A 19,903-nucleotide genomic window follows, 5' to 3' on the forward strand; every position below is an offset into this window, starting at 1 on the left:
TCGTGTTAACTGTTATAGTGTTAACAGAACATTGTAAAAATGAAAGACATCCTGAAGAACTACCGACGCCGGCTGCTTAACCTTAGCTCCAGTAACAGGGCATTGGTGCTGTTGCGTTTGTCGAAAGAGTTACACCTAGATGTACAGGAACTTGATTTTCTGGATAACCAACCTGCTTTCAACATCATCCAAAAAATTATCAGCAAAAAGAAAGTAACACTTTGCCCTTACGCCGATAGCCGCTATGCACCTGTTACGCCCATAAGCCGGAGACTGCGCACTATCAGGCGTAAAGCTGAAATGATTTTTGAAGAACGCGGTAGTAAAGAACTCTTTGTTGGCTGGCCTTTTGTGCATGGGGCCTTTCCTGATGGAACTGTGGTGCGTAGCCCTTTACTTTTTTTCCCTGTTAAGTTACAGGTAAATCCAGCACAGGACTGGGAGCTGTTACCCGATGAAACCCAGCAGGCACAGTTTAACCAAAGCTTTTTGCTGGCTTATGCGCATTATATGGGAGTGCCACTAGCGGAGCAGCTTACAGAGCTGGATCTGGTAATGCTTCCTGCCGATGCACTGTCCTTTCGTACGGCTGTTTACGAGCTACTGAAAGAGCACCAGTTAACTATACAGGCAGGGCGTGAAATTTTTGCAGATAAGCTTAATATTTTCAGGGACTATAAAAAAGCAGATTTTGAAGAGCGTGTACAACCCGGTCAACTGCATCTGAGGCAGGAAGCAGTGTTGGGAGTGTACCCGCAGGCAGCGTCGTATCTGTTAGCCGATTATGATGCTTTGCTGGAGCAGAACAGTTTACAGCACATGGAAGATTTATTTATGCCATCAGGCGAAAATAAATCTAATGCGGCTATGCAGGCACAACATACTTTTACTGTTTTTGACATAGATGCTTCGCAGGAAGCAGCTTTGCAAGAGGTAAAGACGGGGAAGTCGTTGGTGGTGCAGGGGCCGCCAGGCACAGGCAAATCGCAGCTGATCTGTAACCTGGTGTCAGACTTTACGGCGCGGGGTAAAAAGGTGCTGGTGGTTAGCCAGAAACGTGCAGCGCTGGATGTGGTGCATCAGCGTCTGGCTTCTAAAGGCTTGGCCAGCTTTGCCGCCTTAGTGCATGATATCAATACTGACCGAAGAAGTATATATAACCAGCTGGCGCAGCAAATAGAGCAGGTAGAGGAATACAGATCGCAAAAGATGGCATTGAACAGCATTTATACTGACCGTGTTTTTCTGGAGATAAGCAGAGGTATAAATCGATGTATACAAAAATTGAATTCCTTTAAGCAGGCTCTTTTCGATACAAGCCGTTGTGGCTGGTCCGCTAAAGAGCTGTACCTGCAAAGTAACCTTTCGCAGCCACATATCTCATTTGGACTTACTTATTATAAAAGTTTTACAGCAGCTACTGTTCCAGACTTTCTTCCCCGGCTCAAACAATATCTTCAGCAAGCATTAGTTTTTGAACGTGATGATTTTGTGTGGAAACAACGGTACAGCATGAAAGACTGGGGCTGGCCTGAACGGCAGCAGCTCGAGAATATGCTTGCAGAATTACCCAAACTGTACGGGGGACAGCAACAGGCTATAGAAAAGTTAAGTGGTTATAGCTTCTCTCTAGAGCAATTACCGCAGTATGTAGAGAGGCTTCAGACTGTATCAAAGACACAGGAAGTTCTGTCTTCGCAGGAGGTTTCAAAAACGATTCAGCCTTTGCTGCGAAAGCAGGTAAAGGTAAGTATACTGACACAGCAGGTAAAAGAACTGAAGCAATTATACCTGTCTGCTACATTACCAGACAAAAAAATAGCAGCAAGGGATGTAGATGAAGTAAGAGATACTATTGCTGACTATTGTGATAGAAAAGGGAAAGCTTTTAGGCGTGCCATCTGGTGGTTGCTGCTCCCGCAGAAGAAAATTTTAAAACAGGCATTAAGCTTATATAATTGGGAACTAAGTAAAGAGACAGTTGCTCAATTACAGCAACGCTTGCAGTTCCGGCAACATGCCGAGGAGCTTATGCAGGTTATAAACGAAGGCATGAACTACCACCTCAACATCATGCTTGAGCCTGAAGAAGTGCTTAGGCAGGTGCAGGTGATAGAGCAGAGCATTGTTGCTTATAAGCTGTTACGGCAGTTACACAAAGCAAAATTCCTGAATCTTAAGTTGCTATATAAATTATCTGTGTCTTTACCAGCGTACCTGGAGCAACTAAACCTGAGCATTAAGTCTTTAGATCATGGTTATCAGGAGTGGTTACAGTGGTTGCCAGAGGCTCAGGTGAAACAGTTAATTGCCCAGCCTGGCTATGGAAAAGAACTGGCACAAGTACTGCAAGAACATTTTGAGGTGTTGGTGGCTTATGACAGACTTACTGCTGGCTTTTCAGGCGCAGAGCGTGAAGTAGCAACATTATTAATGTCTCGGGATCTTAATACAGTAGATGCAGGCATACAGCTTTTTCTGAACAGTTTATACTTAGCCTGGTTACACGATCTGGAGCAGCAATGCCCGGAACTGCGAATGCCATCTAACGGAGAGCTAAAGCAGTTGGAGGGAGAACTGCAAAGGCTGCTGGATGAGAAGAATAAGCTGAGCCAGGAAATTGTACTTTCAAAGTTACGTGAACAGACATATCACCACATGGAGTACAACCGTCTGGGGAATGCCGTTACTTACCGGAGGCTGGGGGCACAGGTAGCCAAAAAGCGTAATTTATATCCTGTGCGTAAGCTGTTTTCAACTTTTGCTGGAGAGATACTGGACTTGGTGCCGTGCTGGCTGGCTTCTCCTGAAACTGTGTCGGCTGTTATGCCATTGCAGCCTGTCTTCGATTTGATTATTTTTGATGAAGCCTCTCAATGCTTTGCGGAAACAGGTATACCAGCCATGCTTCGGGGGCGACAGGTATTAGTGGCTGGAGACGAACAACAGCTGAAACCATCTGATTTATATCGTGCCCGCTGGACTTCAGAAGACGAAGGAGAGGTAGAGGAATTGTCTGCCGAGTCATTGTTGCAGTTATGCAGTATATATCTGCCACAGACCATGCTGACGCAGCATTACCGTAGCCGTTACCCTGAGCTGATAGACTTCTCTAACAAACATTTTTACCGTAACAGGTTGGAACTGATACCCGACAGATTAGAGGTGAATGCCGGTGTGCCTGCTATTGAATTTGTGAAAGTGCAGGGCGTGTGGCAGCACAATACGAACATTCCAGAGGCCGAGGCAGTGGTAAAGCTAGTGTTAAACATGCTGGAGGTAGGGCAGAAGGAAACAGGCGTTATTACTTTCAACTATAACCAGCAAGCGCTGGTGCAGGACCTGCTGGAAGACATGGCGCGACAGAATGGCGTAAGCATACCAGCATCTGTTCTGGTTAAAAACATAGAGAATATTCAGGGAGATGAAAAGGAGCTGATTATACTTTCAGTAGGATATGCACCAGACGAGCAGGGAAAAATGGCTATGCAGTTTGGCAGCCTGAACCAGTCAGGAGGAGAAAACAGGCTAAACGTGGCTATTACACGGGCAAGACAGAAGGTGATAGTAGTAAGCAGTGTGTTACCTGAACAACTTCAAGTGGAGCATGCATTACATCAGGGCCCTAAATTACTAAAAGCTTATCTGCAATATGCTTGTGAGGTAAGTAAAAGTTGTTTTACCTATTCTCCCAAAGCTAATGCTCTTCCCGCTGTTACATCACTTTTAAAAGACAAGCTTCAAGAGCTGGTAGAGGAGTTAGGGCAGGAACTGCCTTTTGCTGATTTAACTTTCAAGAAAGGCCAGAAGTATAGAGGAGTGGTGCTTACTGACGATAATTTATATTACAGCCACGTATCTGCCCGCCACTCGCATGCTGATGTACCCTTGTTGTTACAAAGCCGGCACTGGAACAATCTTAAAGTGTATAGCCGTGAGTTTTGGGCAGCACCAGAACAAGTGTTGGAGCGGTTACACAAATGGGAGGAGAAGCAAAACCCTTTGCCGTTTTCCAATACACCAACTCCTTAAGTTGTTTCTTTATAAATTTATAACACCTTTATTTATTACTGACCTTGAGTGTGCTATTAAAACTTTTTACTCTTTATGTTTATGCTCAAACGCTTATCTGCGGTTGTGGACCCGATAAACGGCAGGGTGGCTTTGAAAAAGCAAGCAGTGACTATAAAGTGAGAAGAATAGGAAGAGCAGAAGCTACGGTTTCTGAAAGTTCAGGCTTAGCCCGTGCCGACAGTAGTACTTTCTTGACGCATCCTGATGCAGGCAATGCGGGTGAGTTGTATAAAATTAATCTGGAGGGGGAGCTTTTGCAGAAACTCCCTTTGGAGCTAAATAATGTAGACTGGGAAGATATGGCAGAGGATGATAAGGGGTATTTATATATCGGTGATTTTGGTAATAACCTAAATAAGCGGAAAGACCTTCACATCTACAAACTAAACCGGAAAGACTATAGCCTGGCGGGTATTGTTAGCTTTTCTTTTGAGGATCAAACAGCTTTTCCGCCAGGTAAGCACAATCTCACCTATGATCTGGAGGCTTTTTTTTATCATGCCGATTCACTTTACCTCTTCACCAAGAGCAGGGGCAGACATAAGCATGTTAAGCTGTATAAGCTGCCTGCAGTACCAGGAGAATTTAAAGCTCAACTACAGGAGCAGCTTCCGCTTCATACTATGGTTACTGCTGCCGACATATCGCCGACTAACGATGAGTTTGCCGTACTGGGATATGGTAAACTTTATCTGTTTGATATAAAAGAAGGCAGGATTAACCTGCAAGGCAGAAGACGCTGCATAACAGTAGGGCGTACCGGACAGGCAGAAGGAGTGTTGTACCTGGACAAAGACTACTTACTCCTCACAAATGAGAACGGTAAGCTATTTATGGTGAGTGCAAAGAATGGTTCAGAAGATCTTTAGCTATTAGCTTTATGAGGTTTTGCTTTTAGTTATCAGTGGTTGTGTAATGGTCATGGCTGTATATAGGGTAAGACCACAAAGTCTGTGAGAACTGATACTTGTTTGCGCCGTAATTAGAGAATCATTAAAAGCTAACAAAAGCATTCAACTATGCACGAAACAATATTGGTAACGGGCGCAATGGGAACCGTTGGGCGGGAGGTAGTAAAACAACTCTCCATTCTGGATGACATACGTGTACGGGCCGGCGTACATTCTACTATAAAGGGTGAGAACCTAAAGCGACTGCCTGATGTGGAAATTGTTGAAATACATAACACAAATCAAACTTCTTTGCACCCTGCATTTACGCATGTAGATCGTGTTTTTCTGGTAACACCTTTTACAAAAGATCAGGTAGAAATGGCAAAGACATTGATAGACGAAGCAAAAGACAAAGGTGTCAGGCATATTGTAAAGTTATCAGCTTTAGGAGCTGAAGCAGAGTCAGGCACATTGTTAGGGCGTTGGCACCGGGAGGTTGAGCAGTACATTGAGCAAAGCGGTATTGCGTACACTTTTCTGCGGCCATCGTCTTTTATGCAAAATTTTGAAAACTATAATGTGGCATTTATCAAAGGAGAAGGTAAGTTTTATGAAGCTACCGGTGAGGGGAAAATAAGTTATATTGATGTGCGTGATGTGGCTGCTGTGGCTGTAGAGGTGCTGACAAACCTCGGACACGATGGTAAGATATACGAACTTACTGGCCCTGAGGCTATCTCTAACTACGAAGCAGCAGCTATTTTAAGTGAAGTTACTGGTAAAGAAATTTCCTTTGTAGATATATCCGAAGAGCAGGCAAAGCAGGCTATGCTGGAGCACCAAACACCGGAATGGATGGCCGATGCTATGTTAGAGCTACATAGCCTTTGCAGGAAAGGGCAGGCAAGCAAAACAACAAATACCGTCGAAGAACTAGTGGGACATAAACCGCATACCTTTTATCAGTTTGTAAAAGACCATGTTCAAAGCTTTATATAGCATAGCAGCATTTAGCAAGAGCAAAGAAAAAGCACCTTCTATTTAGAAGGTGCTTTTATTATATATCTAAACAAACTACTTGTAATAAGTAGTTCTAGTCTCTGTCCATGTCTCTGTAACGGCTGCTACGGCGGGTTTCAAAATGATCATTGTCATTTGATGAAGAGTCATAGTTGCTGCCCTGGCCGCTACCATAGTTACCACGGTAATTTTCGCGTGAGCTGGAACCACGGTTGTCGCTATAGTAAGAAGTATTGGCATCCATAGAACCATATCGGCTTTGGTCTCCGCCACGGCCACCTTGGTTATAGCCACCTTCACGGTAGTTGTTCTCGCCATAATTACCACGGTCGTAGTTTCCTTGGTTAGAGCCATAACCACCGCCGCTCATGCCACGGCTATAGTCATCTTCGCCATAGCTGCCACGGTTACCGTAACCTGACTGGCCGTAGCTGTTACCCTGGCCATAGTCGCTGCCCTGGGAACCGTACCTGGCTGAACGGTATTCATCATTATAAGAACCGCCTCTTGAGCCACCGTAACCTCCCTGGCTACCATAACCACCTTGCATATAGTTTTGTGAATCATATCCTCTAGATGATCCATAATCATCGCGGTCGTATTCACTCATGCCTCTGGATGAGCCATAGCCCATGGAGCCATAACGGTCAGACATACCGCCATACTGGCCCTGGTTGTTAGAGCGTGAAGAGCCTGAGCCAGTCATGCTGGAACCGCCTTGTCGGCGATCTGAGCCGTAATCTGTTCCATAGTCTCCGTAGCTTCCAAAGTTACCATTACCTTGATTGTCCTGGAAAGATCCACGGCTTGAATTTCCATTACCTCCCTGGCCTCTCATTGTGCGATAGTCATCGCCCTGTGATGGTCCATAGTTTCTGTCGCCATAGCCACCTTGGTTACGATAGTTTCCGGAGCCACGGGTGCTGCTTCTGTAGCCACCTCCATAGTTACCGTAGTTACCGCTAAGGCCGCTGTCATAACTGCCATAGTTTCCTTGAGAGGAGTTGCCTTGTGTTCCAAAGGCGCCTGATGCTCCACCGGAAATCATGCCGCCTTGTCTGTCTCCTTCTCTATCTTCATAACCACCTTGCAATCCGCCTCTTGTAGTACCATAATCCTGATCCTGGTATCGTACTCTGTTACCCTCCATGCCGCCTTGCGGGCCATAGTTATAACCTCCTAAAGATCCGGAACCAGTACCATAGTTGCCCTGGCTGGAATTGTAGCTACCATAGTTGCCATTTGCACCGCGACCATATCCTCCCTGAGATGAACTACTCTCATCTAGCCCGTAGTTATTCTGACTGCTGCCATAGCCACCACCTTTAGTTCCATAGCCGTGGTTGCCCTGGCCACCATAGTTGTTGCTGCCTCTTGAAGAAGAGCCATAGTCACCCTGATAGCCATAGCCGCTTTGACCGCCATAGTTACTGTTTTGTGAACCATAACCGTAGCCTCCCTGTGAGCCATATCCCTGGTTACCGCTATTGCCTGTTTCATTTATAGAACCATAGCCACCCTGGTTGCCATAGCCTCGGTTACTGTAACCGCTTTGGCTGCCATAGTTGTTCTGGTCATTCTGAGATTTCGAATCATCAGTACTTTCTGATGTACTCAAAGTGCCGGAACCACCATAGCTGCTGGTGCTTTTATCTGCATTCAGGCTGTTTCCACTGTCAGAGTTGTTATCTGTGCTAGACGAGCCACTGATGCTTTGTGAAGCGGTAGAACCAGTCGTTTTATCTGATGTTTTAGCACTCTTAGTGTCAGTTGCTTTACCTTCTTTTTTGGAACTGCTTCCAGACTTTGCTTTGGTGTCTGTTGATTTACTACCTGAGCTTGAAGTCTTGCTGCTATCTGACCCACTTTTTTTAGATGATGCTGATGATGAAGTGGATCCTACAGCACTGCTTGCTGTCGAAGAAGGAGAGGTTGTGCTGCTTTTATTAGTAGTGCTGTTATCGTTATCAGAAGAGCTGGTATTACCGCTCGCTGTTGATGTCGGATTTGATGTGTTTTCTGATGTTGGGTTATTTGAAGAATCTTGATTCTTTTCGTTGTCTTTCATAGTTGTAATCTCCTTAAGTTATGTTTAAAATTAAGTCCGTTTTGTCGCTGTTTTTTATCTACTTCGCAACAGATTCATAGCTGATTATGTGGCTGCTATTATATTCTAAAAACTTTATTTTTTGTTGTGTTTTTAGTGTAACAGAGCATTTAATTTATACGGTGCCCATGGTACATGGTTATTATTATGTATGTAGAGCAACTGTTATTAAATTGTAATATCTGGTTAGTTAGATCACTATTAAAAACGGGTTCAGTAAAGAATAAGCAGGCACTAAAATGATGAAGAGCACACTATCGGTTGTTGTACATAATGATGAAGAAGGTGTTGTAACCTGCTAATGGTGGCGTAAACGCTTGGTAGCCTTTTAGTTAATATTTTTTAAAGTGTAGTAGTAATTCAAAAGTAATTCTTACCTTTGTTACATTATTTAATATTCATTATCATGAAAACAGGTAAAGTAAAATTTTACAACGTATCAAAAGGTTTCGGTTTCATTGTAGCTGATGACACTAACCAAGACATCTTCGTGCATCAAACAGGTTTGATTCATGAAATCCGTGAGAATGACCATGTGTCGTTTGAAGTTAAGGATGGCAAAAAAGGATTGAATGCTATTAACGTAGAGAAAATCTAAGTTAGAAACATATACCGCCGCAAGGCAACATTCATCTATTTTAACCCACTCATATAATGAGTGGGTTTTTTCTTTTATGTTGCTTTCTCCTCATTCTTTTCCTTACCTTTTTCTATCCCTTCTTCTATCAATTCTTCAGCCTCTTGTTTATCTTCTGTGTCAGGTTTAGGAGGTTCCTGCTGGTTCTCTAACTGAGGCTCATAGCTAAGGGTAATAGATATCGGGAAATGGTCGGAGCCAAACTTTGGCAGGCGCTTCAATCCTACTAGCCTGAAAGCGGGTTCATAAAACACATGGTCTAGAGGGTAACGGAAGAGAGGCACATAGGCGCTATATGTATTAAAGAAGCCTCTGCCAACCCGAGGGTCAAGCATGCCACTTATGTTCTTAAACAACTTTGTAGTGTTAGACCAGGCCACATCGTTCAGATCGCCGGCTACTACAGATGCATAAGGCGTGGCCCTTGCCATTTCAGCTACAAGTAAAAGTTCTGCCTCTCTTGTTTCCGTATTTTTAAGCAGGCGTGGAGGTTGTGGGTGTACCGTAAACAAATCAAACTTTTTGCCACTAGGCAACTCTACTATAGTATAGAAAGATGGAATCCCTTCTTCAACTAAGAACCTGATTTCGCTGTTATGGAGTTTAAACTTGCTCCAAAAAAGCATGCCGTAGGTATTGTTGATTGGTTTTTTTATAGAATAGGGAAAGCGTTGGTCAAGCTCTTGCCGAACACTCTCATGCCATGCCTCATCGGGCTCGTTCATGATAAGCATATCCGGGTTTTCCTGTAGCACAAGCTTCAGGAATTTCTGATGCTTCTTGTTTGCCATGCGCACATTGGCAATCATCATAGTAAAGGTGTTGTCTGGTTCTTTTCTTTCGGCTCGTAAAGCTTCTGTTTTTACAAGAGGAGTGAAGTTAAATATATATCGTACTTCGTTTAGAATAGCCAGTGTCCAGATAGTTACCATAGCTATGTCAGTAGCACTATTTACTCCAAACAAGAAGATATAGATTGCCTCCGTAATAGTTAAGAGAATGGCTATATGAAGTTTTGGAAAGTCAAGTACTCGTACCCACCACAGGGGCGTCCGGAGTATCGGGAGAAACGAAAAAATTGTAAAGAGGAATCCAACTATAATGAGTGCTAGCTTCATAAGGCTTCAAAGGTTAATAAAGTCAAAGGGTTGTAAAGTGCATACTTTTGCTACACAAGTTTTGTTGCTGTCGGTGGCACAGTGCAGGTTCAATTTGCAGAACAGAATAAATACCACAAGCAGTGAATACAGGGTGGCGTAAAAGAAAGTCCCTCTTGCTGCTCTTTCTTTAGCAACAAAAGGGACTTTTTATATAACAGCTTTGGGAGTCTGTTTATAAACCGCTCAATAAAAGCGCTCAGGAGCCTCTTTATTTTGCTGTGTTTTGCTCTACGCGAACACCTACTGCTAAAATATTAGGCAGTGGGTCGCGGCGCATGTATTGGGTTAACTTTAATTTATACTTGCCAACCTTTGGGAGTTTAATACTTTTCAGCGCCCTGGCTTGCAGATCATACACATCACTTGAGCCATTACCAAGAGGTTTCCCGGTTTTAGGATCCATTAGCAGAAGCTCATGTAGTTGCGAAGAAAGTACTGTATTGTCCGGACCAACAAGTTGGTTCCGGATGTACAGGTTGTAAAAGTCATACTGCAGATTATAGCGGACGTTAAAGTAAACATTGTACGTCTGCGTAGTGTCTGTTATCTCAAATTCAAAAACCGGAGCATCTTCAATGGACCAGTTGCTTTCTTCAAAATCTACATTCTGTTCATAGACACGCGCCGGGTCACAACTACTTAGTAGCAGGAGCAAGGCCGCGGCCCATATAACTACACTTCTATGCATCGTTGCGCGGTGGTTTTGGCTGATCAGGCTTTCTGTTTCGGAATGGCTTCCGCGATTTATGCTTTTTAGGGTGCTGCCCTTGCCCATCCGGTAAGCTTGTTTTTGCTTCGGCATTAGCAGGTTTACCAGCAGGCTCACGTTCTCCTCCTTCACGAAATTGGCCTTCCTTATTCTTTTTCTTGAAAGGCTTCGGCTTACGATGCTTCTGTATCTGGTCTTTAGACTGCTCTTCTTGTTTTTGGCGGTTTTCTGGTTTCTGGCTTTTTTGCTGAGGCTGCACTATTGTTGCTGCTTCTGGCTCAGCAGCTTGTTGTATAGCTGCTTTATCCAGTCCACCTTTTTTCTTTTTCTTTTTCTTCTTTTTGTTCTTGAACTTATCGTCCAAGCGCTCCAAGCTACCTTCTACCTGTGCTACAAACTCATTTTGCTTAGGCTCTTCCTGTGGCTCTATCACCAAGGTGTCTACTACTATACCTTTGTTATTAAGCTCCAGAACTTCCTGTACACGGTCTACTGGTACCGGATACCAGTTGTTGTCACCTTTATAGCCAAACCACATCATCTTTTTAAAGATATCTGTTTTCTGAAGCAAGGCATCACCCTGCTGTGTCTGCAGTGGCCGGTTAACAGTTGGTATATCTTTAAGTGCCTCCATATACGTTTCCAGTTCGTAGTTGAGGCAACATTTCAGACGCCCGCACTGGCCTGAGAGCTTACTTGGGTTAAGCGAAAGGTTCTGGTATCGCGCAGCAGTGGTAGAAACACTTTTAAAATCAGTTAACCAGGTAGAGCAGCAAAGCTCGCGGCCACAGGAACCAATCCCTCCCAGGCGACCGGCTTCATGGCGCAGGCTAATCTGGCGCATCTCTATGCGCACCTTAAATTCTTCTGCCAGCTTTTTTATCAGCTCCCGGAAATCTACACGGTCATCAGCTGAGTAATAGAAAGTAGCCTTAGACCTGTCAGCCTGGTACTCTACATCCGAAAGCTTCATTTTCAAGCCAAGCTGCTGCACAATTTCCCGGCCACGGTACATAGTACCCGACTCCAGGTCCTGCACTTCCAGGAACTTGTCCATGTCGCGTTCATTGGCTATGCGGTAAATGCTGCGGATCTCTTCATTGTTATCCACCTTTTTCTTCAGCATTTGCAGCCTTACCAATTCACCTTTCAGCGATACATGACCAATATGATGGCCGTTCGGTACATCTACTACCACGGCATCACCAGTTGTCAGGTCGAGTCTGTTTATATTGCGGAAAAAGTCTTTGCGACCTCCTTTAAACCGAACTTCTACAATATCGAACTCCTCAAACGACACAGGTATTTCCATATCGCTGAGCCAATCGAATACATTTAATCGGTTACAGCCTCCTGTGCTGCACCCGCCGTTGCTCTTGCACCCAGATGGGGTAGTGCCGCAACCGCCACTAGAACATGAATTACATCCCACAATTTTATCTCCTTATATAGCTATGCTAATTCTTGTTTTCAATTTTGATATTCAACAAATATACTAATTTTTTGTCCTTTTGCTTTAGCTGATGCTAAATGTACTAAGCTGAAGAACATCAATAACCTGTTTTTAGTGCAGTGAGTTGGTAAAAAGGATTCATTATCCCTATTAAATGAATAAGCAAATAGTATAGAGGGGATTGCTGAAATTTAAGCTAATTTTAGGCAATGTTCCGGAAATTACTGTCACATGCGGCTATTTATGGTCTGGCGGCTCAAATCCCCCGATTGGCAGGTGTATTCACATTACCAATTGTTACACGCTATCTTATTACCACCGATTATGGTGTAGCTGGGGTGGTAACTGCTTATATTGTGGCCTTAAATATGTTGCAGTCTCTGGGCTTGACTGTAGTAATGGTGAACAGCTTTGCGCATTATCCAATAAGGTATAAGTGGGTCTGGCGTCAGCTAAATGGGTTTCTTACACTGTGGTCGCTGGTGTATGGGGTAATGGTAGGAGTGGTATTATACCTGGTGATACCGCCTGAGGCAGAGGAACATCGTATCCAGATTTCCTTGCTTTACTGTTTGCCAACTATGGTTTTTATGGGCACCGAAACGCAGGCAAACCTGTATTATCAGTTGTCGCAGCGGCCGTTACCTGTAGCTGTGCGTTCTTTTTTAGCCGGGGTAACAGGTGTAGGGCTCAACATTTACCTGATTGCTTACCTTAAGCTAGGTTACATGGGTTGGTTTTACTCTTACTTCTTTTCTGCCTTCGTAGGTTTCCTGGCGAATGGGTACAGTATTTATGTACGACAGCAGCTGTGGCCAATTATGCGCTTTAAGTGGGCCAGGATAAAAAGTTCGTTACGGGTGTCGTTGCCAATGGTGCCACATAATCTTTCCTATTATTTACTTGATGCATCAGACAGGCTTGTTCTGAACACGCTGCAGGTGCCTTTACCCCTATTGGCCTTTATAATGTGGCCTCTAGCTTTGGTGGCTATTTCATGATGGCTACTGGGGCCATTGTACAGGCTGCTTCTCCGTTTTACATGCGCTATTATGCACAGAAAAATGATCTTGTATCGGCATCAGAGGCAAGGCGGTTAACGTACATTCTACAGATAACCTTTTTGCTTGCTACATCCCTTGGCAGCCTTTGGATGAGAGAGATATTTCAGGTGCTTATTCAGAATCAGGCTTTGCAGCAGGCTTTCCCGTTGGCTATCATCATTCTGATGGGCTATAATTTCAGGCCAATGTACCTGGCTGTTACTAGCCTGCTGATTTACCGGGAACATACTAAAAAGTTATGGAGGATTTCTTCTGTAGCAGGGCTAGGCAATGTGGTGCTGAATTTTATACTGGTGCCAATATATGGCTTTGAGGTAGCGGCTGCTACAACTTTTATAGCCATGATGTATTTAGGTTATGCTGGTTTTTTTCTGAAAGAGTACAGGCAGTTAGCTTTGGTTAATTATTATCCTCTTTTATGGCTGTTCCTGATAATAATTGCACTGTTGGTAGTTTATGAGCTGGCAGCCTTAAGTGTGATAATCAAAGTTTATATAACAGCTTTCTTTGCTTTGGTCAGTACAGTGGCAGCTGTTTTATTCAGAAAGTGGCTTAATCTGTGACAACAGCAATATATGAGCTGTAAGGTTCACTGCTATTACTTGTAATTATATAACTGTTTATTTGTTTATCGTTAGTTTGACTGATTCTATGCCTGATTTTCGTTTTGCTTTTCTTTCCGAAAAAGACATCCCGGAGCTTCATGAGACTTTCTTAAATGCCTTTTCTGATTACTTTTTGCCCTTACAGTTAGACAAAGAACAGTTTAAAATTAAAATTAAGCGAGAAAACATAGCGCCTGCTTTTTGTGCCGCTGCGTTTCATAATGGAGAAATGGCAGGTTTCATACTTACCGGACTGGGTGAATGGAATGGGGATCAGACGGCTTATAATGCCGGCACAGGCGTAAAACCTGCCTTTAGAGGAAATGCCTTAACAGGCCGCTTGTACAAGTTTTTGCTGCCTAAGCTGCAGAAAGCTGGTGTAGAACAATGCCTGTTGGAGGTGCTTCAGCAAAATAAGACAGCATTTAAAATTTATGAACATACAGGTTTCCGTATTACCCGTTCACTGGATAGCTTTAGGGCCAAGAAGCAGGACTTGCTATTACAAGTAGGACCTCCTGAAGCCATTACTATAACCGTAGCGCTTCAACCTGATTGGCAGACTTACCATTCTTTTTGGGATATAAAGCCTTCGTGGCAGAATTCGTTAGCTGCATTTAAGCGTAACCCCGACGCAAAAGTGGTATTGGAGGCACACAATGCAGAGCAGGAGCTGGTAGGTTATATTGCCTTCCTGCCTAAGAATGGTTCAGTAGTTCATTTTGCTGTAGATAAAAAGAAAAGAGGTAAAGGTGTTGGTACAGCATTGCTACGTGAGGCTGCAGAACTAACGGAGGGTGCAGCTTTAATGTTCATTAATGTTGATACTGCAGCTAAAGATTTTATCTTCTACCTGGAACGGTGTAACTTCTCCCGTGTTCTTGTCCAACATGAAATGCTGCTGCCGTTGGTGTAGGTGCTTTTTAACTCTGAAAAGTGAATTGGAATTTTGGCTGATAGTTCCCATCAAGGGGAGCTTATTGTTTACCTTTGCCTGGTGTAATAACTATAATTTAAGCATATGAATACAGCATGGTTTTACCTGGTATTGGCAGGCCTTTGCGAAATTGGCTGGGCTTTTGGGCTTAAGTACAGTGAAGGATTCAGTAAAATAGGTGTGAGTATAGTAACAATTGTGGTAATGATTCTAAGCTTCGTGCTGCTTTCACAGGCTATGAAACAGTTACCTTTAGGCACGGCTTACGCCATCTGGACAGGAATTGGTGCTGCCGGAACGGCTATATTGGGAATGTTCTTTCTGAATGAGCCAAAAGACCTCATGCGCATTCTCTGCCTGCTGATGATAATAGCGGGCGTAGTGGGGCTTAAGTTCTTTTCAGAAACTAATTAGAGCTTATTACCAGGAGAAAACTTCTATTAATTTAGGAGTGAAGAGAAACACCTGCATATCGTTTACTAGCGCGGAAACGTAAGCTTTTTTGGTTGGCAAAGGTATTTGTCGTACTGCTAAAGTATAAAGATTATAAAACTGTAGCTTTCCGTCTTTTACAAAATACAACTCATCATCTTTAAAACTGATATATTTGAGCCCTGCAAACGGAAGTTTTTTCTTATAGTTTCCGAGGTTATCGAACACATATACACCACCATTAAAATCGAGTAAGTAAACCATATTCTGGTACTCCCGGATCATTCGCACATCAAACTGCTCTTTATCCAGAATCAGGTTTAAAGACGTTTCTACTGTAAGTGCCCGAGTTTGATTACTAAACTTTTGAAGAGCAAAACTGCTTTCGTCAAAAAGCCAGAAGCCATCGTCAGAAGCTAAAGTAGCTGCTTTGGCTATTCCTGTATACTCTAAAGCAGACAACTTGATCGCATTGATAGGCCGTAAGAACCTGTCCAGCAGCAGAAGCTCCTGTCGATCCTGATAAAAGAGTAATACTTTCATTGGGTTCCAAGCCTCAATGGCATTAATACGACCACGGGTAGGAGGGGAGAAAGTGTCTAATGGGCGGCCTTGTGGATCTAAACGAAGCAAGTTGTGTTTGGTGTCTATTGTATAGACATTTCCATTACGATCCTGCGAAACACTGACAGGTGAACCAATGGCAACAGCATGGCTATAGGTTAACTGCACCTGATTCTGGGCAAAAGCCTGATTAATCAGCAGCAAAGGTCCTTGTAAAAAGAGTAGTAAAAAGTACAGCTTAGCCTTCAAAGGTTTCCAGTTTTAGGGTGTTACCATCGTACACGCCATAAGTACAATAAGTGACCCATTCTCCTAAGTTTATATAACGGCTTTTATCTCCAACCGGAAGGTCTAGTGGAAGGTGTCGGTGGCCAAATACATAATAGTCGTGGTGTTGGCTTGCCTCAACTTCTTTACAGTACTGATACAGCCATTCATCATCACCTAAAAACTGCTCATCCTTTTTAATGTTACTAATGCGGCTTTTTTGTGACCATCTATTGGCAATACCGATTCCTAAGTTAGGATGCACCCGTGCAAAGAGCCACTGACATAGCTTATTGTTGAACACACGTTTTAATACCTTATAAGTATGGTCCCCGGGGCCAAGGCCATCCCCATGCCCAATATAGAGAGTCTTGTCGCCAATTTTTGTGGAGATAGGATGACGTTGAATAGGAATATTGAGTTCTTTAGGGAAGTAATCGAACATCCACATGTCATGGTTTCCCGTGAAAAAAAGCACAGAGATACCTGCATCTGTTATTTCTGCCAGCTTGCCTAAAAGTCTAATATAACCTTTCGGGATGGCATGTTTATACTCAAACCAGAAATCAAATATATCACCTACTATCAGAATTGCCGCAGCATCTTGTTTTACTTGGTCAAGCCACCGCACAATTTTCAGTTCACGGTTTTTACTGCTTGCAGGATTTGGTGCACCTAAATGGAAATCGGAGGCAAAATATACTTTCTTACCCGGCTTTAATTCGTTAATGTGGAAGGTCATCAATCAGAAAAAGTACTAACTGTTTTGGCCCATGGGCACCCATTACTAATGTTTTTTCTATGTCGGCGGTGCGACTTGGCCCACTAACGAGCGAAACCATAGAAGGGAAATTTTCTTTATACCTGTTACGGACTTTCTGGAGCCCATCTTTGATGTCTGGCACTAACTGGCTGGCTTTTGCTACCACTAAATGTACAGCAGGATAAACACTAAGCCTGCGCCCTCCGGCATTGGCGGAACTAACTAAAATACTGCCTGTACGGGTAATAAGTGCTTCACAGGTGGTTAAAGCTGCCTCTGCATTTTGAACGAAGTTTTCTTCGCCTCCAGCAAAGTCTATACCTGCATGATACAGAATAGTCTGCAAGTTAGGCTCCCATACAAAAAAGTGCTGGATGTTTTGTTCTTTTTTGAAAGCGTAAAGTTGGTCAAAAAAGTCTTCCTCGTTCTCACAATAAAGAAAAGTACCACTGTTGCGAACAAAAGCTTCTGCAAAAATAACAGATAAGTCTTCTATATCTATCGGTGGGTGAAGTGGTGAGGTAAAATCAGGGGTAGGAGGCAGAAAAGGCGCTGACTTAGCCAGCGCCTCTCTAACTCTTCTTAAAACTATTTCTTTTGATTTAGCTTCGTACATGCCTGTTTTTTATCAAGCTATTCTAGAATTGGGCGAATCATTTTGTTGAGACGGAGTTCCGTTATCTAATGGCGTACCAGGTACACTACCTTCGTTCTGCTCCGGATGGTTTGTTAACCCACGTTCTTGTGGATGTTGCTGCCCAACCTCGCTTTTTGTCTGGCTGCGATCGGTGCCAGAGGTGTGGGCCTGGTATGTTGTTTGCTTATCAAACGGACGCTTACCAACCAACCTCTCTAAGTCGCTCTGGAACAAGATTTCTTTTTCAAGCAGCTCCTGAGCTACAACCTCCAATTCTCTGTTTTTATCTAATAACAGTTGTTTTGTTCTGTTGTAAGCAGCGTCAATAATACTTCTTACTTCAATGTCTATTGTTTCAGCAGTTGCTTCAGAGTATGGCTTATTGAACGAGTATTCCGAGTTCTGCTTCGAGTCGTAGAACGATACATTCCCTATTTTTGCGTTCATACCATACATGGTTACAATGCTGTAAGCCATTTTGGTAATTCGCTCCAGGTCACTCAGAGCACCGGTGGAAATTTTTCCGAAAACAATCTCTTCAGCAGCACGGCCACCAAGTGCCATACACATTTCGTCAATCAACTGCTCTGTGGTATATAGGAACTGCTCTTTTGGTAGATACTGTGCATAACCCAGCGCAGCAACACCACGTGGAACTATACTTACCTTCACCAACGGGTCAGCGTGCTCCAGGAACCAGCCTGCAATGGCATGGCCAGCCTCATGATAAGCAACAATCTTCTTCTCATCAGGAGATATGATCTTGTTCTTTTTCTCCAAGCCTCCTATCACACGGTCAACAGCGTCGTTAAAGTCCTGCTGATCCACTGCCTTTTTGTTACGTCGGGCTGCTATAAGAGCTGCTTCGTTACAAACGTTGGCTATCTCTGCACCGGCAAAACCAGGAGTCTGAGCTGCTAACTTTTTAGCATCTACGTCTGGAGCCAGTGTAATAGGGCCTAAGTGTACTTTAAATATTTCTGTACGGCCATTAATGTCTGGCTTATCAATGCTAATCTGACGGTCGAAACGTCCCGGGCGTAGTAACGCAGAGTCCAGCGTGTCAGGGCGGTTAGTAGCTGCCAGTATAATTACACCTGAATCAGTCCCGAAACCATCCATTTCTACTAAAAGTGAGTTCAATGTATTCTCACGCTCATCGTTACCTCCAGGTGTCTGACCACGACTACGGTGACGGCCAATGGCATCAATCTCATCTATAAAGATGATACACGGTGCTTTGGCTTTTGCCTGTTTAAACAGGTCACGCACACGGGCAGCACCAACACCAACGAACATCTCTACGAAGTCTGAGCCAGAAAGCGAGAAGAAAGGAACATCTGCTTCTCCGGCTACGGCTTTTGCCAACAAAGTTTTACCTGTTCCAGGAGGGCCTACCAGTAGCGCACCTTTAGGTATTTTACCTCCTAGAATGGTGAACTTACCTGGGTTTTTCAGGAATTCTACTACCTCCTGAACTTCTTCTTTTGCTTCTTCAAGGCCTGCTACATCTTTAAATGTAATTTTAACCTTGTTTTCTGCGTCAAAGAGAGCTGCTTTAGACTTTCCGATATTGAAAATCTGACCACCTGTTCCTCCGGATGTCATACGGCGCATCAGGAACCAGAAACCGAACAGTAACAGTATCAGGAATCCCCATTGCAGGAAGAAATCAGCCAGACCTGTACGGGTAGTTACATCATAAGGTACACGTTGGTCGCGTGGTACGTCAGCCTGAAGCTGATCTAAGTCTTCTTTGAATATTTCCGGTGAAATAATCTGGAAGTGGTAATGCGGACCTTGATCCATAGAAAAAGCACCACGATCAGATAGTTCTGCTTTGTACTTTTCGTTTTGAAGCGCCTCTTCTTTTAGATACACTTCAACCAGTTTGTCATTTACAATTGTCAGCTTTCTTACATCTCCGCTGATCAGCATCTCCTCAAAATCCTGCTGTGTAGTTTCTACAGAGGAGTTGCTTTTGTTTAAATAGGTTAGTCCGAAGATAAGTAAGATCAAGACGGCCAGCATCCACAGCTGCATCGTTGGGCGTGGAGGCGTGTTCGGGATCATAGGCTTTCTCTTCTTATTCCCTTTATTATTCTTTTCTGCCATGAATGTTTAATTACAAGATATATGAAATAGCGGTGCCCCTAAGTTTACGGGAAACCGAAATTAAGTTAGACAGATTCTATGTGTTTTATGCTGGCATCGCCCCAAAGTTCTTCCAATGCATAAAACTCACGTTTGTCTTTCAAAAAGATATGCGCTACTACGTCTACATAATCTAACAAAACCCACTCCTTATTGGTGCGGCCTTCACTTTGCCACGGATTTTGCTGTGTTGCCTTGAACACTTCTTCCTCAATGGAAGTTGCGATGGCGTCAAGTTGTGTGTCGGAGTTTGCAGACGCTATTACGAAGTAATCAGATACGGCGTTTTTAAGCGATTTAAGGTTAATAACGACAATATCAGTGGCTTTCCTCTCCTGCATACCTTTTATAACGTAATCTGCCAATATGTCTGAGTTAGCTTCAACCTTAGTTTCTTTCATTTGTGTTACTTAATTTTGATGTACAA

Annotated in this window: 17 protein-coding genes; 8 read left to right on the forward strand and 9 right to left on the reverse strand. The window is 43.5% G+C overall.

Annotation, left to right across the window (positions count from 1 at the left end; genetic code table 11):
* The first annotated feature begins 39 nt into the window (after positions 1–39).
* The 3 genes from LN995_RS12675 to LN995_RS12685 all read left to right on the forward strand — a co-directional run bounded on the left by LN995_RS12675 (position 40) and on the right by LN995_RS12685 (position 5,966).
* The gene (locus tag LN995_RS12675; protein WP_229961446.1) at positions 40–4,032 is read left to right on the forward strand and encodes an AAA domain-containing protein; all 3,993 of its coding nucleotides are present in this window, start codon (positions 40–42) and stop codon (positions 4,030–4,032) included.
* A gap of 50 nt (positions 4,033–4,082) precedes the next feature.
* Positions 4,083–4,943 carry a hypothetical protein gene (locus LN995_RS12680; protein ID WP_229961447.1) on the forward strand — a complete coding sequence of 287 codons (861 nt, stop codon included), beginning with the start codon at positions 4,083–4,085 and terminating at the stop codon, positions 4,941–4,943.
* A gap of 150 nt (positions 4,944–5,093) precedes the next feature.
* The gene (locus LN995_RS12685) at positions 5,094–5,966 is read left to right on the forward strand and encodes an SDR family oxidoreductase (RefSeq protein ID WP_229961448.1); all 873 of its coding nucleotides are present in this window, start codon (positions 5,094–5,096) and stop codon (positions 5,964–5,966) included.
* Positions 5,967–6,060: 94 nt separating this feature from the next.
* Here LN995_RS12685 and LN995_RS12690 read toward each other — a convergent pair whose 3' ends face one another.
* The gene (locus LN995_RS12690) at positions 6,061–8,055 is read right to left on the reverse strand and encodes a DEAD/DEAH box helicase family protein (RefSeq protein ID WP_229961449.1); all 1,995 of its coding nucleotides are present in this window, start codon (positions 8,053–8,055) and stop codon (positions 6,061–6,063) included.
* A 445-nt stretch (positions 8,056–8,500) separates the two neighbouring features.
* On the opposite strand from LN995_RS12690, the gene LN995_RS12695 reads away from it, so the two are divergent.
* Positions 8,501–8,692 (forward strand): cold-shock protein, encoded by a 192-nt coding sequence (locus tag LN995_RS12695; protein ID WP_229961480.1) that lies wholly within the window; start codon positions 8,501–8,503, stop codon positions 8,690–8,692.
* Between the two features lie 74 nt (positions 8,693–8,766).
* Here the strand turns inward: LN995_RS12695 and LN995_RS12700 are convergent, their stop codons facing one another.
* From LN995_RS12700 to LN995_RS12710, 3 genes are all read right to left on the reverse strand, one after another.
* Positions 8,767–9,849: an endonuclease/exonuclease/phosphatase family protein gene (locus tag LN995_RS12700; protein WP_229961450.1), complete on the reverse strand. Its 1,083-nt coding sequence runs from the start codon at positions 9,847–9,849 to the stop codon at positions 8,767–8,769.
* 250 nt (positions 9,850–10,099) lie between these two features.
* Positions 10,100–10,579, reverse strand: coding sequence for a gliding motility lipoprotein GldH (locus LN995_RS12705; protein ID WP_229961451.1), 480 nt, complete (start codon positions 10,577–10,579; stop codon positions 10,100–10,102).
* Positions 10,572–11,912, reverse strand: coding sequence for a PSP1 domain-containing protein (locus LN995_RS12710; RefSeq protein WP_229961481.1), 1,341 nt, complete (start codon positions 11,910–11,912; stop codon positions 10,572–10,574). The genes LN995_RS12705 and LN995_RS12710 overlap by 8 nt, the downstream gene beginning before the upstream one ends.
* Before the next feature lie 350 nt (positions 11,913–12,262).
* Between LN995_RS12710 and LN995_RS12715 the strand changes: the two genes are divergently transcribed.
* The 4 genes from LN995_RS12715 to LN995_RS12730 all read left to right on the forward strand — a co-directional run bounded on the left by LN995_RS12715 (position 12,263) and on the right by LN995_RS12730 (position 15,073).
* On the forward strand, positions 12,263–13,054 hold the full coding sequence (locus LN995_RS12715) for a lipopolysaccharide biosynthesis protein (protein WP_229961452.1): 792 nt from the start codon (positions 12,263–12,265) through the stop codon (positions 13,052–13,054).
* The gene (locus LN995_RS12720) at positions 13,051–13,680 is read left to right on the forward strand and encodes a polysaccharide biosynthesis protein (RefSeq protein WP_229961453.1); all 630 of its coding nucleotides are present in this window, start codon (positions 13,051–13,053) and stop codon (positions 13,678–13,680) included. The genes LN995_RS12715 and LN995_RS12720 overlap by 4 nt, the downstream gene beginning before the upstream one ends.
* Positions 13,681–13,768: 88 nt before the next feature.
* Entirely contained in the window at positions 13,769–14,638 is an 870-nt protein-coding gene (locus LN995_RS12725) for a GNAT family N-acetyltransferase (RefSeq protein ID WP_229961454.1), read from the forward strand.
* Positions 14,639–14,743: 105 nt separating this feature from the next.
* Positions 14,744–15,073, forward strand: a complete 330-nt coding sequence (locus LN995_RS12730; protein WP_229961455.1) for a DMT family transporter — start codon at positions 14,744–14,746, stop codon at positions 15,071–15,073.
* 6 nt (positions 15,074–15,079) lie between these two features.
* On the opposite strand, the gene LN995_RS12735 is transcribed toward LN995_RS12730, so the two are convergent.
* The 5 genes from LN995_RS12735 to rsfS form a co-directional block, all read right to left on the reverse strand.
* On the reverse strand, positions 15,080–15,904 hold the full coding sequence (locus tag LN995_RS12735; RefSeq protein WP_229961456.1) for a hypothetical protein: 825 nt from the start codon (positions 15,902–15,904) through the stop codon (positions 15,080–15,082).
* The gene (locus tag LN995_RS12740; protein ID WP_229961457.1) at positions 15,894–16,664 is read right to left on the reverse strand and encodes a UDP-2,3-diacylglucosamine diphosphatase; all 771 of its coding nucleotides are present in this window, start codon (positions 16,662–16,664) and stop codon (positions 15,894–15,896) included. Before LN995_RS12740 ends, LN995_RS12735 begins: the two co-directional genes overlap by 11 nt.
* Positions 16,648–17,301 carry a LutC/YkgG family protein gene (locus LN995_RS12745; RefSeq protein ID WP_229961458.1) on the reverse strand — a complete coding sequence of 218 codons (654 nt, stop codon included), beginning with the start codon at positions 17,299–17,301 and terminating at the stop codon, positions 16,648–16,650. Before LN995_RS12745 ends, LN995_RS12740 begins: the two co-directional genes overlap by 17 nt.
* Before the next feature lie 12 nt (positions 17,302–17,313).
* Positions 17,314–19,437 (reverse strand): ATP-dependent zinc metalloprotease FtsH, encoded by a 2,124-nt coding sequence (ftsH, locus tag LN995_RS12750; protein ID WP_229961459.1) that lies wholly within the window; start codon positions 19,435–19,437, stop codon positions 17,314–17,316.
* Positions 19,438–19,502: 65 nt separating this feature from the next.
* Positions 19,503–19,877, reverse strand: a complete 375-nt coding sequence (gene rsfS, locus LN995_RS12755) for a ribosome silencing factor (protein WP_229961460.1) — start codon at positions 19,875–19,877, stop codon at positions 19,503–19,505.
* Positions 19,878–19,903: the final 26 nt, after the last annotated feature.

Source organism: Pontibacter silvestris (assembly GCF_020907275.1).
GTDB lineage: Bacteria > Bacteroidota > Bacteroidia > Cytophagales > Hymenobacteraceae > Pontibacter > Pontibacter silvestris.

Bases quoted from the DNA above. Each gene is read 5' to 3' on its own strand.
- LN995_RS12675 (WP_229961446.1), top strand. From the start codon at position 40: ATGAAAGACATCCTGAAGAACTACCGACGCCGGCTGCTTAACCTTAGC.
- LN995_RS12685 (WP_229961448.1), top strand. From the start codon at position 5,094: ATGCACGAAACAATATTGGTAACGGGCGCAATGGGAACCGTTGGGCGG.
- LN995_RS12705 (WP_229961451.1), bottom strand. From the start codon at position 10,579: ATGCATAGAAGTGTAGTTATATGGGCCGCGGCCTTGCTCCTGCTACTA.
- LN995_RS12740 (WP_229961457.1), bottom strand. From the start codon at position 16,664: ATGACCTTCCACATTAACGAATTAAAGCCGGGTAAGAAAGTATATTTT.
- LN995_RS12710 (WP_229961481.1), bottom strand. From the start codon at position 11,912: ATGGAAATACCTGTGTCGTTTGAGGAGTTCGATATTGTAGAAGTTCGG.
- LN995_RS12715 (WP_229961452.1), top strand. From the start codon at position 12,263: ATGTTCCGGAAATTACTGTCACATGCGGCTATTTATGGTCTGGCGGCT.
- LN995_RS12700 (WP_229961450.1), bottom strand. From the start codon at position 9,849: ATGAAGCTAGCACTCATTATAGTTGGATTCCTCTTTACAATTTTTTCG.
- LN995_RS12730 (WP_229961455.1), top strand. From the start codon at position 14,744: ATGAATACAGCATGGTTTTACCTGGTATTGGCAGGCCTTTGCGAAATT.
- rsfS (WP_229961460.1), bottom strand. From the start codon at position 19,877: ATGAAAGAAACTAAGGTTGAAGCTAACTCAGACATATTGGCAGATTAC.
- ftsH (WP_229961459.1), bottom strand. From the start codon at position 19,437: ATGGCAGAAAAGAATAATAAAGGGAATAAGAAGAGAAAGCCTATGATC.
- LN995_RS12690 (WP_229961449.1), bottom strand. From the start codon at position 8,055: ATGAAAGACAACGAAAAGAATCAAGATTCTTCAAATAACCCAACATCA.
- LN995_RS12720 (WP_229961453.1), top strand. From the start codon at position 13,051: ATGATGGCTACTGGGGCCATTGTACAGGCTGCTTCTCCGTTTTACATG.
- LN995_RS12725 (WP_229961454.1), top strand. From the start codon at position 13,769: ATGCCTGATTTTCGTTTTGCTTTTCTTTCCGAAAAAGACATCCCGGAG.
- LN995_RS12695 (WP_229961480.1), top strand. From the start codon at position 8,501: ATGAAAACAGGTAAAGTAAAATTTTACAACGTATCAAAAGGTTTCGGT.
- LN995_RS12745 (WP_229961458.1), bottom strand. From the start codon at position 17,301: ATGTACGAAGCTAAATCAAAAGAAATAGTTTTAAGAAGAGTTAGAGAG.